The sequence below is a fragment of the Agaribacillus sp. DX54 genome, assembly GCF_056858335.1.
Genome location: NZ_JBXEQE010000007.1, coordinates 75273 through 88986 on the forward strand (window position 1 = coordinate 75273; position 13714 = coordinate 88986).

11 protein-coding genes, 1 pseudogene and 1 CRISPR repeat array (1 of these 13 running past the window's edge) are annotated in these 13714 nt (G+C 43.4%); of the genes and pseudogenes, 3 read left to right on the forward strand and 9 right to left on the reverse strand.

Annotation, left to right across the window (positions count from 1 at the left end; all coding sequences use genetic code 11):
• Positions 1-41: a CRISPR direct-repeat array (repeat unit 36 nt; unit sequence GCTGTACTAAGATACAAATTGAAAGCTAATCACAAC) (it extends 986 nt beyond the left edge of the window).
• 115 nt (positions 42-156) lie between these two features.
• The 4 genes from AC04NP_RS10230 to AC04NP_RS10245 form a co-directional block, all read right to left on the reverse strand.
• Positions 157-1032, reverse strand: a complete 876-nt coding sequence (locus AC04NP_RS10230; protein ID WP_482859613.1) for a hypothetical protein — start codon at positions 1030-1032, stop codon at positions 157-159.
• Between the two features lie 445 nt (positions 1033-1477).
• A complete protein-coding gene (locus AC04NP_RS10235) occupies positions 1478-2569 on the reverse strand; it encodes an SO2930 family diheme c-type cytochrome (RefSeq protein ID WP_482859615.1) in 1092 nt (363 codons plus the stop codon).
• Complete coding sequence (locus AC04NP_RS10240) at positions 2566-3825, reverse strand: parallel beta-helix domain-containing protein (RefSeq protein WP_482859616.1); 1260 nt, start codon at positions 3823-3825, stop codon at positions 2566-2568. Before AC04NP_RS10240 ends, AC04NP_RS10235 begins: the two co-directional genes overlap by 4 nt.
• A 189-nt stretch (positions 3826-4014) precedes the next feature.
• Positions 4015-4875: a LytR/AlgR family response regulator transcription factor gene (locus AC04NP_RS10245; RefSeq protein WP_482859618.1), complete on the reverse strand. Its 861-nt coding sequence runs from the start codon at positions 4873-4875 to the stop codon at positions 4015-4017.
• A gap of 656 nt (positions 4876-5531) precedes the next feature.
• Here AC04NP_RS10245 and AC04NP_RS10250 point away from each other — a divergent pair.
• On the forward strand, positions 5532-6275 hold the full coding sequence (locus AC04NP_RS10250) for an enolase-like domain-containing protein (RefSeq protein WP_482859765.1): 744 nt from the start codon (positions 5532-5534) through the stop codon (positions 6273-6275).
• A pseudogene (locus AC04NP_RS10255) lies at positions 6164-6660 on the forward strand (enolase C-terminal domain-like protein); the annotation flags it as partial. The gene AC04NP_RS10250 and the pseudogene AC04NP_RS10255, both read left to right, overlap by 112 nt.
• 70 nt (positions 6661-6730) lie before the next feature.
• Here AC04NP_RS10255 and AC04NP_RS10260 read toward each other — a convergent pair.
• Genes AC04NP_RS10260 through AC04NP_RS10270 form a run of 3 tightly spaced genes read right to left on the reverse strand, consistent with a single transcriptional unit; the run spans position 6731 to position 9874 of the window.
• Positions 6731-6856, reverse strand: coding sequence for a hypothetical protein (locus tag AC04NP_RS10260; RefSeq protein WP_482859620.1), 126 nt, complete (start codon positions 6854-6856; stop codon positions 6731-6733).
• 34 nt (positions 6857-6890) lie between these two features.
• A complete protein-coding gene (locus AC04NP_RS10265; RefSeq protein WP_482859622.1) occupies positions 6891-9509 on the reverse strand; it encodes an FtsX-like permease family protein in 2619 nt (872 codons plus the stop codon).
• Positions 9510-9529: 20 nt separating this feature from the next.
• Positions 9530-9874, reverse strand: a complete 345-nt coding sequence (locus AC04NP_RS10270; protein ID WP_482859624.1) for a PadR family transcriptional regulator — start codon at positions 9872-9874, stop codon at positions 9530-9532.
• A 108-nt stretch (positions 9875-9982) separates the two neighbouring features.
• Here AC04NP_RS10270 and AC04NP_RS10275 point away from each other — a divergent pair, with 108 nt between their 5' ends.
• Positions 9983-10327 carry a hypothetical protein gene (locus AC04NP_RS10275; RefSeq protein ID WP_482859625.1) on the forward strand — a complete coding sequence of 115 codons (345 nt, stop codon included), beginning with the start codon at positions 9983-9985 and terminating at the stop codon, positions 10325-10327.
• Between the two features lie 61 nt (positions 10328-10388).
• On the opposite strand, the gene AC04NP_RS10280 is transcribed toward AC04NP_RS10275, so the two are convergent.
• Together AC04NP_RS10280 and AC04NP_RS10285 are read right to left on the reverse strand one after the other, a co-directional pair.
• A complete protein-coding gene (locus AC04NP_RS10280) occupies positions 10389-11201 on the reverse strand; it encodes a DUF4249 domain-containing protein (protein WP_482859627.1) in 813 nt (270 codons plus the stop codon).
• Between the two features lie 13 nt (positions 11202-11214).
• Positions 11215-13602, reverse strand: coding sequence for a TonB-dependent receptor (locus tag AC04NP_RS10285; RefSeq protein ID WP_482859629.1), 2388 nt, complete (start codon positions 13600-13602; stop codon positions 11215-11217).
• Positions 13603-13714 lie beyond the last annotated feature (112 nt).

The window sequence follows — 13714 nt, forward strand, 5'->3', positions numbered from 1 at the left end:
ATTTTGCTGTACTAAGATACAAATTGAAAGCTAATCACAACCTGGCATGACTAAATATTGGACATGATGAAACCATATTAAGATACATGCCAAAGTCACTCCTAACCCTACAGGATACACCCCCGGCATAGCATAGCTAACTTTATTTCCTTTTATCTAAAAACTATAAACCACCCCACCGGAAAACCTGGTGGCCAAGCCTACATTCCGGCCGTCAATGTATTGGCCGACTCCGACACTAATGCCAACAGAGGGTAAGACAGGGTAGTAGGCTGATAATGAAAGTTGTGTGAAGTTTACCCTCGCGGCGCTGAAAACGGCCTGGCCGATGTCTGGGGCGTCGCTTTCTGAAATTTGGGTGTGGAATCCGAAATCCACATAAAATTTTTCATGGGCATACCCCATCTTTCCGGCAAAGACCCAGGCATCCGGGACTTCGTCACTTCGGAAAGAGTGGCCGGCTTGCCCTTCAATAAAAAGCCCATTGTTCGCCTTGAAATGGACAATTCCTCTCATATCAAAAAACGTGGCTCCATTGCCGACAGAGAGGAGGTCGTCAGCCGCGTAATCACTGAGGGGAGTGCCAAATCCCAGTGCGGGAATGAGCGAAAGGTGCCCCGCGTCAAAGGAATGTTCGTAAGCCTGGTATTTGAGGTAAATAGCCATATCCTGGAAGTCCTGTATCTGCTGGTCCTGGAATGACCCGTCATCTTGTGGTATATTTTCATTACCGTCACCCTGCGCAATGATGTAGGGTAAATTTAAAACCACATTAAGCCGGTCTGTAATGCCATAATTTGCATATAAACCGATACTTTGAGTGGTTATTTGACCGCCCAGGCGGCCAGGAGCATCCATTCTTTGAGCGGCTAAGAAAAACTCATCATAATTTTCATGAGAAAAAGACAGGCTTACACTGCCTTTGTTTTTTGGCGTTATGAAGCCATCAATTATAGCTTGAGCGATAGTTTGTTGTGTAAAAAGAACGGTTAAGAGTAATGCCAGTGTGATAATTTTGTTTTGATTTTTCATGATGTAGATCTGTTGGTTCAAGGATCATATAATTTGCCCCAATCACCCGGTTAACTTTTTCTTACCGGGCCAGGAAATTTTTTTATTATCACGTGGCGTCAGGCAATAAGTTCTTTGATTTGCTAGGTTTGACATCCATGCGACAAAAAGCAAAAAAAAGAGCAGTTTTGTGCAAACTTTTTCAATAGATATATATCTGTTGTACAACCAGTTAGTGTCTGCAAGAAAGCGGCCTGGAAGAGGTATTGATATGGTTAATTGAATAATTTACCGGCCTTCACGTTTGCCTTTAATATGGATAGCACATTAATCTGAAATGAAAACCAGGGTTAAAGAAATAAAAAATATCGCATGAATTGTTTTCAAGTCTATGACCTGTAAATGTGGCACATTTTTATTGTGAATCATTGGAATTGGAATATCCCATCTTACAGATGCCGTGATATCAACTACAGCCTTCCCCTTCCAGGTTTTCAATCCATGCTTTGATAAGTTCCACACCTTCTGAGTGAATCATTGTCCTGCCCAATTCCGGCATGATCACGCCAGGTGCGGTTGAATTCATTCTGTAATACAATATCGAGGCTTCGGGGTCGCCGGGGACAATATCGTATTTCAGGTTGCCTGACCCTTGGGCAGCGGAGACAGGTCCTTTGCAAATACCCAGTTTAAACCGGTCTTGTTGTTCGAATTCCAGAAAAAGCGCTGTATTATTGGCTGGTCCCGCTGCATTATGGCAATGGCCGCAGTTGACGTCCAGGTAGGCCCTGGCCCGCTCGTTGAGGGTATAGCCGGTGCTATCATCCCATACGGGCAATCTGGGCATTTGATCGATCTGCTCGAGCCCTTTTATAATACCTTTGACAGACAGATATTGCAACTGATTGAGGGGTTTTTTGCCGGTGTAAATCATTTTGTTAAGATTGGCGATTTTAGGCCCGATGGGGACTATCTCACCGCCCTTTTTATGACAGGATTTACAATCATTATTATCCGGTATCACATAGTCTATTTTCTGCGATATGCCCTGATGGTCTGTCCATTTTACCGGTTTGGTTGCACCCAGTATTTCTTTGAAAGCTTCCGCTTGATTGTCATCCCAGATATAGGTGCCGACCTTCCATCGCTTGTCCTGTTTTACCATCAGGCGGGTTTCAATAATCCGGCGGCCCATCTCAGGGCTCCTTTCATCCTGGTGATAATAGAAATTTTTGATCAGCACAGTACCATCGGGAAAAATCAATTCCCCACTTTTTTCTTCTATGGATTGGCCTTTGGGAACTTTGATAAAGCGGGCCTTGTAGGCATAGTCGGTGAATAACGGGGTATTGAGTTCATAGCGAAGCACACCTTCAGCCGGTCTCAATTCGGATAGCTCGCCTTCAAAAAAACCATATTGAGAGAGCCGGTCGTGGAAAACAAAAACATGCTCCCGGTCTGTATTTCCGGTACATCCCCAGGCGGCCATGACCAGGCAAAGGACATACATTATATTGATGGTGGTGTTTATATTGGCGATGTTTTCTACTTTTTTCACGGCTGTAACTTGCAGGTATAAAGAGACTTATCAAAGTGAATATTGGTATGGTCATTGGCAAAGTCCAGATTGATGAACGTTATCTCATCAGTCTCATCGATACAAAGCCTGTTTGGATTTACCCCCGGACTGGTTGCAATTCCATCATATAGTATATGTGGCATGCCCTGCTCTGGTGATAGAATACCCGAGGCAGTCAGCATTTGATGAATATTAACGATGTTTTGGGCAAGGGTATGACCCTCGACTGTACGTGGAAAAGTCTTTGCCTTAGTGATTTTATTGTTTCTCAGGGTGATGTCACGGGGAATGGGGTCAAATTCAGGGTTATTTTGTAAAATATCCGGATCGACTGTCAAATAACTCAAAACCCCCACTGACATGGTATTGTTATAATGAATTTCATTTTCATAAACCTGAACGTTGGAAGTTCTCAACACCATTACCCCGGTTCCTGGTGGCAGGTTGCCAACACCCGTGGCACTATTGGCAGCCGGTGCAAAATTCCTGTAATTGTTATCGTGAACGTGGTTGCGGTATACGCTGACATTTCTTCCGTCATGCTTCAGGCCGGGATGGTCGAATACCAAAATACCGCCGGCATTATTGCTTGCTTCATTATCATACACTTCGGCATTCATGGTATTTTCTACCTCAATACCTGCGACACAAAATTCTGCCTTACTGTTTTTAATCACTGCATTAATGGATTGTCCCACATAAATACCGGCGTCAGAAGCCCCACGCACGTAACAGCCATCAATCAGGACATTTTCGCATAAAACCGGATAAATACCATACCCTCCATTATCTGTATCAGGTTCTCCCAACCATACGGTATGTACATTGATAAACCTGACATCCTTTCCGTCTTTTACTTTCAAAAGATCACCAACGGATTCCCGCAATTGTATATCGCGGATTTCAAAGTCTGTTACGTTGTCAACACGCATTCCTTCACCTCCTGAAGTTTGACCTGAAAAATCAATAATGGTTTTTTCAGGGTGCGCTCCCCTGAATATTACTTTATTGACGGGACCCTGCAGAGAAATCTTGTCAAACCTGTAAATACCCTCTTTCAAAACGATTTCTGTATCCCCTTTGATATCAATTAGCGCCGCACGGATGTCATTTTCCTGTCCGGGTGAAAATACAAGAACGGTCCCTAAAGTGCCCTCAGGTTTTTGAGAAGTAGTACACCCCGTCATTAAAATCAGGCATATCAAAATGGCTCGATGGAATAGGTATCTGATCATGGTATTAAATATTGAAATATATGTTGATTTTTGTATGAAACTTAAATGGCACAGGAAAGATTAAGACAATCTTCCTACAATATTACAGATCATTTACAATTGCGTGGGTACGAGCCACCGGGTTTGGGATAAATCGGCATTATTTGGGGTGAATGTAACTGGCCACGGAGCAAACGGACTTTATCCGGGTTAGGAGACCGTTGCTTTGAAGACAATTTTCTCTTCCAAACACTTTCTGTAATTGGGGGATACCGGAATATTCTCATCGACATGTTTCATTTTTATCATAAAACCTCTTGAAATCCGTTTTACCTCCCCTATATTTTGCATGTTGATCATAAATGATCTGTGTATTCTGATGATCTGGTCGGAAGCAAGGTAGTTTTCCAGTTTTTTCAAAGTAGACCGTATCAGTGCTTTCTTTATTTTATCTCCGGCCCTGTAAATGACTGAAATATAATTATCCTCTGATTTTACATAAATCAGATTATTACCTGGTACGGAAAGTACCGGCTTGCCATTTTCATCATGGATAGTCAGCAACCTGGTATCCTGCTCATGTTGAAACAGACTTTTTTGTAAGGCTGTTACCCTGGCCACTTGCCTGCGGCTTATCATAATGGGAATGACAATGCAATACAGCATGCACATAACCAGTCCTACATACCTGATTGTGAGCAAAACATCCAGGATAAAATCCGAAAAATATTGAATCCTGTTTCGTATGAACACTTCATAAACCACACTGATAACGATCGAAATCAATACCAATTCAAAAAGTGCCCATAGCAGGAATGACCATAATCGATAATGACTGGGCCCGAACCATGGCCGCAGGAAAAACTGGGAAATGAGTAATACTCCAATCCCCAGGATCGCATAGCCCGACAATACCAGCAAACGTAGCCAGGGTTGGCTGACAGGCCACCACAGGTTGATATTGAAAGGAACAAAAACGTTGATAAAAAAGATGCTGAATAGGCCGGATAATATTATAAAGACCCATTTTTCCCTGGGGGTTTCCAGGATAGAAACTGGTCGAGAGAGCATGGATGATATTTTAATACCTGACATGAGTCAATGAAGTTACCAATTTTTTAAGACCACTTCAATTGAAGTGCTTATTTAAATTCATCCCCAAGGCCTCTTATGGTCACCGGTGGGTTCGCTTAGTGACATTAATAACATAAGTACAACAGCAGGCACGACACGCGCATATTCACAGATGATGATGCCTTTTTTGTAGGGGAAGCAGTGACCGGGAACGTCTATTTGATAGCTGTTACCATTAGATTTTATCCTCTCCAATAAGATTGGTAAAAACCTTTGTTTTTATGGAGAAGTTATTAAGTATGGGTGATCGACCCTCGAATTTAGATAACCTTGTAATATCAAAAACACCTAATGGCGCCAGCTTTCATTATTTTCGAAAAAAACGTTGTGCAACACCCACATTTACGCCGGATGGGGAATATATTTTGACGGCAGGAAACGATCCCTACATCCGGATTTACCGAACCGGGCAGGTACTGGATAAGGGTGTCAAAAAAGTGCCCATTGCCTACGCCGTGCATGCTAATGACCAGGCAGAATATATCGATTTTAATGCAGTGAACAGAAGAAATTTCATCCAAAAAAGCCTGATCGGAAGCGTCGCCTCCACCGGCCTCCTCCAACCCTCACTTTCCGTCACTTCTGTTTTAGACATGCCACCCGACCCGGTCATCCCCGATCTGAAAAAGAAAATCACATCCCCCGTGATCATACAATCAGTTGCGCTTTTAAAGGTTGAAAAAAACTATTTCATTGTCACGAAATCCACTGCTGGGGTTACAGGTATCAGCAAAGTCAACAGCCGCCTGCAAAACATGATAACCATGTTTAAAAACCAGATTGCTCCGTTTTTTGTAGGTAAAGATGTCCGGGATATTGAAAACCTTGTTGAAGAGGTATACACTTTCCGCAGAAATTACAAATACGCCGGAATGTCACTGTGGAATAGCGTAGCCCATGTGGAAATGAGCATCCTGGATCTGCTGGGAAGAGTTGCCGGGCTTCCGGTAAATAAGTTGATCGGAAAGGTTATCAGGAAAGAGATTCCCGTTTACATGTCGAGCGCCGAGCGTGGCACGACAGCCGGGGAGGAGTTAGCGTGGGTAGGGGAGGTTATTCAGGAAACAAACGCCAAGGCAGCTAAACTGAAAATAGGTGGGCGTATGCGTAAAAACAAGGACGCCTATCCAGGCAGATCGGAGGACCTGATTAAACTGGCTCGCAAGACCTGGGGGATGATTTTGTGCTTTATTTTGACTCGAATGGTTCCTATGATGTTCCGAAAGCGATTGAAATGGGAAGGCTTTTGCAGGACTATGGTGTGGCATTTTACGAGGAACCGGTACCCTGGGAAGATTTCTTTGGCACCAAGCAGGTCAACGATGCACTTGACGTGACAGTGGCAGGGGGGAGCAGGACCATAGTATGCCTAAATGGGAATGGATGATCAATAACCGGGCTTTAGACCTGGTACAGCCCGACATTATGTACAATGGTGGTATGTTAAGAACCATGAAGGTCGCTCAATTAGCCGCAAATGCAGGGATAAAGGCTACCTTGCACTCACCTAAAAACGACCCCTTGGCGAGTTACATGCTGCACTTTGCATCTATCACAGAAAACCTGGGTGAATACCAGGAGTTCAGGGCAAAACCTCCCGGAGATCAGAGCTACTACGCTCCTCACTTAAGCGTGCAAAACGGAAAAGTCACCGTACCCGATGGTCCCGGTTTCGGCATTGAATACGACCCCGGCTACCTGAAAAAAGGAAAAGTTATTTAAAACCCAAACCTATTCCCTGGATTAGAAAAAATATTGGATAAGCTCGTAAAAAACGTTAAAGATCAAACTTTCATATAAGATTAAGGTAAAACTGTTCTTCCGGGTCACCCTGCACTTCCTCGGTAAGTTCGTGGCGCAGAAAAAACAACAGAAATTTTTCTGCGAGTTTTGGCGGTGTGGGCTTGCGATTTGTCAATTGTAAAAAAGCTTTAAATTTTAAATAGAGGAGGCTATTCTGATTTCAGCGAATCAACAGGATTGGCTGTAGCTGATTTAATGGCTTGGAAACTTACGGTTATTAAAGTTATCAGGAGCGCCCCACTTCCTGCCATAACAAAAATCCACCAGGAGATTTCCATACGGTAATCAAATTTCTGCAACCAGTTTTGCAATACATAATAGGCAATTGGAATGGCAATTAAGCATGACAGCAATACTAACACGACGTATTCACCTGTCAACGAACGCCATATGCTTGCGACGGATGCTCCGAGAATTTTTCGGATACCAATTTCCTTTGTTCGCTTTTCGGCTACATAAGAGGCCAGCCCCAATAGTCCCAGACAGCTTATAAAAATTGCGATAACTGCCATAAAGCCGGCCACCTTGCTGACGCGTTTCTCTGAGCGGAATTTGGCGTCGTATAATTCATCCACAAACTGATAGTCAAATGGGGCGGAAGGTATCACTTTATTAAATGCTGCCTCAATTTTCGGCAGGGCCTCACCGGCGCTGACTTTTGGATTGATTCTGATGAATAACCAGCTCAGGTCAGTCTGTGATAGGAAAATAATGGATGGACGCACTTCATCGAAAGGTGAGCCTTTGACCATATCTTTCACCACGCCCAAAATGGTAAAATTCGCTGCCTCACGCCAACCCGGCTCCCAACTGACCACCTCGCCAACCGGGTTTTCCATTTCCATCAATTTCAAAGCCGACTCTGTGATCACAATGCCTGACAAGTCGCTTTGAAAATTCCTGGAGAAATCCCTGCCGTGAATAAATTCCCAACCTACTGTTTTCCCGTATTCGTGCGTCACCATTATCGTGTTGAAAGACGGATCAAAGGACGGATCTTTGTCCCGCCACATAAAACCGCTATTGTTTCCCCGGATATTGGTTATCGGATAGTTGGCTTCTGCCATTTCATGTACGACTCCTGTCTTCTTAAACTCATTTCTCAATGTCTGATACTTCCCCCAATATTCGGGCGATCCGGGTTTAAACATCAGCAACCCCTCTTTGGAATAACCTACCGGGCGATTTTTTGCATGTTGAATTTGCTTGTTGATAATAATAGTGCCCATGATCAATGTAATGGAAATTATAAATTGAAAAACCACCAGTACCTTTCGTGGTTTAGCGGCTGCCTTTCCGGTAGCCACGGTGCCTTTGAGTACTTTGACGGGTCTGAATGAAGACAGATAAAACGCAGGATAGCTACCGGCTAATAAAGCGGTGATAATTATAAACCCAAGTCCGCAAAACCAAAACCATTTGTTGGCCCAGGGTATTGTCAGTGCTTTTCCGGCCACATCGTTGAACCAGGGCAAAGTGATGTTTACCAAAAGCAAAGCAAATACATATGCCAAAGTAGCCACCATGAAAGATTCACTGAGAAACTGCGTAATGAGTTGCCCTCTGGCCGAACCGATACTTTTTCGAATGCCTACTTCCCGGGATCTTTTTTCAGACCGCGCTGTGTTCAGATTCATAAAATTGATACATGCCAGTAGTAGCACAAAGAGCCCGATGATGCCATAAAACCAGATGAACTTCAGCCTTTCACTCGTAACCTGCACACCATCTTCAAATTCCGAATAAAGATGCCATCGACACATAGGATGCAAGGAAAGTGTAGGGGTGGATGTTCCCTCAGGCATATGAGCTCTCAATGTGTTTTTTATTAGAGCAGATACTTCTTCTGCGTTGATACCGGGATTAAGTTGAGCGTAAATGTGTAAAAACTGGTTGGTCCATATGTCGTCTTTATATCTGCCATCAATGTATCTTTTCAGCGGGGCAAAATAGGTAGCAGCGTTAAACTCCGAATTCAGAGGTAGATCTTCATAGACACCGGTGACTTTAAGATCCCACGAGGCATCCATTTTTACCACCTGGTTTAAAGGGTTGATCTCGCCAAACAATTTCTTTGCAAGGGACCGGGACAGCAAAATGGAATTCATGTCATTCAAACCATCCCATGTGCCGTGGGTCATATTGAGACTGAACATTTCAGGTCCTGCAGGCTCTATAAAGTAACCTCCCTGCGTAAATCTACGATGCCCGCTGGCAACCACGCGTTTTTCAATTCGCGCTCTAACCATTACCACATCTTTAAAATGACTACCGTATTCTGATCGAAGCAGAGGACCCAGGCCACGCACATGCGATGCACTTACATAGTGTTGACCCTTGTAGGTATCAGATCGCAGTACCCTGACGATGCTGTCATAGTTTTTGTGATATTTATTGTAAGACAATTCGTCGAAAACCCACAGGCCGATGAGTATGGCTACTACCATCCCAATGGCAAGGCCCCCAACATTGATAAAGGCATAACCTTTGTTCTTGAACAGGTTTCGATAACCTATTTTTAAATAATTTTGATACATAGCATGATGATTTGAGTTTATTGACTTTGATTGGTCGATGGCAAAAGGACGCATGTAATTAATTACCTGGTACCAATAATTCAACCGGGCCCTGAACAGGGGCTTTTTTTTCAGGTTAACATAAAACTGTTCATCCAGGTCGCCCATTACCTCTTCCTGAAGGTCGATTCTGAGAAACCTGACCAGAAGTTTTTTTGCCAGCTTGGGAGGGATGGGTTGGTTTTGCTTCAATTTGTAGTTGTGTTTTGGTTTTAAAAGCCAAAGCTTAACTTACCGGAAGAAAAGGCCGGATATTGATTCCAAAGAGATAATTTAAATTCCCTGGAGACTTCGAGCGCCCTTTGACCACTGGCAGTAATCGTATAGATACGTTTTCTTCTTCCACCCCTCTCCGGCGTAGATTTACCCATTTCAGAGGTTAAAAAACCTTTGTCCTCGAGGCGGCTGAGCGTGGAGTGCGTAGCGCCGATGGATACGGACCGTTTTGTCTGGGATTCAAATTCTTCGGCTATTTTGAAGGCGTAGGCTTCTTCACCCAGTATACCTACCAGTAAGAGAATTACTTCCTCAAATTCTCCTAAACGTGTCTCTTTCATTTAAACGATATTTGTTTATGTTACTAAATTGTAGATTAAATATAAGGAAAATATTTTAATATGCTATACAATTTAGAAAGAAATTGTAAATGAGATAATTAGGAAGATTTGTCGATACCCGACATTCAAAATTCATTTTATGTGGATGTCATTCGGGAGATTGAGCAGCATGCTAATGATTATGCGGTGGTGATTAGAAACTTTTCCCAAAATGAAGAAAGGGAAAAACTTTACATGGCCATACTCCGACCTGAGTGGGTAGATGGCTTTATCGTTGCACCTTTTTATGGCATGGAAGCATACGTCGAAGAACTGGTTCAGGATGGTTTTGCCGTGGTTTGTATCGACCGGGGTCTGACAAAGCCGGATGTGGATGTGGTGAAAGTACAAGATATCCAACCATTACCCATGTCGACGGCAGATATTTGCCTATTCCGCAATGGATACCATTAGGTAACTGATCCGGGATCTGGTAACCGGCATCCGGAATTAAGGGATGAAGATCCGTATGAATTTACAGATCATCCTGAATAACAACCTCCTCAGCCACCACGGGAGATGCCTGGAAATAGCCCAAAGGAGGTTTCCGGGGATCGGTGAGGTTTTTAATGTTAGAGACGGGATTGACCGGTGGTGGACTGAAAAGGCCCCCATCATTGAACAGAATTGTCAACAGCTCATTATAATAATTAAACATTGACAGTTCAAGGCTGTACATTTCCAACCTCAACGTATCCTGTAACTGAAAGGCAAACGGAAATTCCAGATCATTTAACTCTTCATTCACAAACTCATCCGACGCCAATAAAAAATCCTCTGGTTCAGTGTTGAATAATTCACCGTTTTTATAAACCAACCACCTGTAGTAACTAATGCCTGGTTTGGGGGTTTTACCGAAAAAGTACAGGTAATAACCTTCGTCCTTCAGGGCTGTTTCTTCTACAAACCGGTAGGTCAGAGAGTCAAAAACAGGTGGTTCTAAAATTGTACCCGTGGCCTCATAATCGGTTCCTTCGTAACGGACCTGCAGTGTATAGGTATTGCCTGCTTTGCCTTGCATATCTGTGGTTTGGTAAATACCCTTTTCGGTTTCTTCCAGCACCTCGCTAAAACCTTCATTGTCGGAAATGACCACCTCTGCACCTGAAGCACCACTTTCGGGTGACTCATCGTAATAATTAAAGGTTTTTGATACCAGCACAGTATAGGGCCCTTCGGCATCTGTGATTATCCCCTCGATCACAACCTGGGGATCGGCGTTTTTCAATCGCAGATCCACTTCTTTTTCGCATCGGACAAATAATAGCAGCACGACGATAACTTGCATAAATCTTTTCATCTTAAAACTCAAAATTGTAAGTAACAGAAGGAATTAAACTAAACAAATACAACTTAATGGAACCGGGCCTTCGACTGGTTTCGGAGCCATCTTTGTCAGGATCATAGTTGATGTCTTCATTGACAATGTCCTCAAACTTGATACTAAAAGCATTTTGCCGGGCATAAGCATTGTAAATGGAAAAACTCCAACTGCTTTGCCAGCGTCTGTTTTTTCTGTTTTTTGTCTCCAGGTTGGCTGATAAGTCCAGCCGGTGATATGATGGCATACGATCAGCATTTCTTCTCAGGTCATCATAATATGGAATGGAACGACCATCCACATTGTACCGCCCTACCGGGAATGATACAGCCTGGCCGGTAGCATACACCCAGTTAGCCGAAAGCGTAAGCCTTGGACTCACCTCTTGGGAGACCACTAGTGAAATATCGTGGGTCCGGTCGTATTTGGCGTTGTATCTTCTACCACCATTGATGCCATCGATTTGTCGTTCGGTTTTTGAAATGGTGTAACCGAGCCAACCAGTAGTTTTTCCCACATTTTTCTTTACCAAAAATTCAGCACCGTAGGCCCATCCTTTGCCACTCAGTATCTCGGTTTCGATATTATTATTCAAAAGTATCTCGGCTGCCGGTTTAAAGTCAATGAGGTTGTCCATCCACTTATAATATACCTCTACCGAAGCCTCAAAGGTATTTTCTTTGAAATTTCGAAAGTATCCCAGGGCAATCTGGTCGCCGATCAAAGGTTCAATGTAGGTGTCGGCCGGGATCCAACGGTCTATAGGCAGACCGGCTGTGGAGTTACTGGCAATTTGAATATATTGACGCATTCTGTTATAGGAAGCTTTGACTGAACTTTGCTGATTGAGCATATAACGGGCGGAAAATCTGGGCTCGAGCCCATGATACAAATTGATCCTTTCCAGCCGGTCATATCGCACGGAGTCAATAAGTGTTTCATCGCTCCCCGGTACCCCTTCTTCATAAAGAAATACTTTGCCCGGACCGATGTTTTCAAAAATTGAATATCTCAGTCCGTACTGTATAAACAGTTTTTCATTGATCTTGTGGTCATTGCCAACATATAGGGCATGCTCCAGGGCATACCGGTTATCCAGTGAGAAATCAGTAAATATCGAATTATCCCCGGGAGTGGTCGTCGCCGGTGCAAAACGGTGTAAAATAGCGTTGGCACCAAAGGTCAGGGTATTGCCGGGGTTGATAAAGTAAGTGAAATCCACCTTGGCGCTCCATTCCCGGAGGTTTGATTTCCATTCAAAATTTTGTGCCCCGTCATCAATATCGAATCCATATCCGAAATTGCTGAATAACACAGTAGTATTCAAAAACAGCCGGTCATTAAAAAGATGATTCCAGCGTGTGGTCACAGTGGCATTTCCCCAGTCCAGCCCGAAAGTATCATCAAAATCAAATACGTCCCTGCCAAAATAGCCGGAGACAAAAATCCTGTTTTTTTCATCGATACGATAGTTGGCTTTGGCATTAAGGTCGTAAAAATACAACAGGTTACTGTTAACATCTTCGTTGGGTGACAATCTTAAAAACATGTCTGCATAGGTTCTCCTGCCGGAAATAATAAAGGAGGATTTGTCCTTGACAATTGGGCCCTCCAGCGTTAAACGGCTTGAAATGGTACCTAATCCGCCAGACATGGCAAATTTTTTATTGTTACCCTCTTTCATCTGAATATCCAGAATGGAAGAAAGCCGCCCGCCAAATCTTGCTGGAATACCCCCTTTGTAGATTTCTACATTTTTGATAGCGTCGGCATTGAATACTGAAAAAAAACCCAAAAAGTGGGCTGCGTTGTAGACGGTCGCTTCATCAAGCAGAATTAAATTCTGATCTGCCGACCCTCCACGTACAAATAACCCGGTAGTACCTTCCCCGGCAGATTGAATGCCTGGCAGCAGTTGCAGGGTTTTTACCAAATCGACCTCTCCGAAAAGCGCAGGTAAAGTCTTGATTTTTTCGACCTGAAGTTTTTCCCGGCTCATTTTTACATCGGTGATGTTGTCCTCCGGCTTTTCCGATTGTATCACAATTTCATCCAGTCGCAGGTTTTCCTCGGCAAGATTAATATCTAATTTGATTTTACGGGTTAAATCAATTTGCCTTACTATCGGCTCATAACCGATGAAATTGAATTTAAGTGTGTAGCTTCCTTCGGGAAGGGTAAGCGAATAATAGCCGTAAACATTGGAAACAGTCCCTGTACCGGGCATTTCGACAACCACCACAGTGGCTCCTATCATTTCTTCTCCCGTATTGCTGTCCCTGATGTAACCGCTAATAGTGTGCTGACTTTGGGCAATACCTTCTGAACTTATCGAAAGGCATATGGCCAGAGCGTATATATACCTCATATTGTTTTATTGCTACTTCATGTAGTTTATTCCATTTGAACTTTCGCAGGTATAGACAATCGCCCAATGAAAAGGTTTCTATCTGCTTCCGGATAATATCAAAATCGGGCAA

Excerpts from the sequence above, each read along its gene's own strand:
- AC04NP_RS10285 (WP_482859629.1), bottom strand. The coding sequence starts at position 13,602 with ATGAGGTATATATACGCTCTGGCCATATGCCTTTCGATAAGTTCAGAA.
- AC04NP_RS10270 (WP_482859624.1), bottom strand. The coding sequence starts at position 9,874 with ATGAAAGAGACACGTTTAGGAGAATTTGAGGAAGTAATTCTCTTACTG.
- AC04NP_RS10230 (WP_482859613.1), bottom strand. The coding sequence starts at position 1,032 with ATGAAAAATCAAAACAAAATTATCACACTGGCATTACTCTTAACCGTT.
- AC04NP_RS10250 (WP_482859765.1), top strand. The coding sequence starts at position 5,532 with ATGCCACCCGACCCGGTCATCCCCGATCTGAAAAAGAAAATCACATCC.
- AC04NP_RS10240 (WP_482859616.1), bottom strand. The coding sequence starts at position 3,825 with ATGATCAGATACCTATTCCATCGAGCCATTTTGATATGCCTGATTTTA.
- AC04NP_RS10245 (WP_482859618.1), bottom strand. The coding sequence starts at position 4,875 with ATGCTCTCTCGACCAGTTTCTATCCTGGAAACCCCCAGGGAAAAATGG.
- AC04NP_RS10280 (WP_482859627.1), bottom strand. The coding sequence starts at position 11,201 with ATGCAAGTTATCGTCGTGCTGCTATTATTTGTCCGATGCGAAAAAGAA.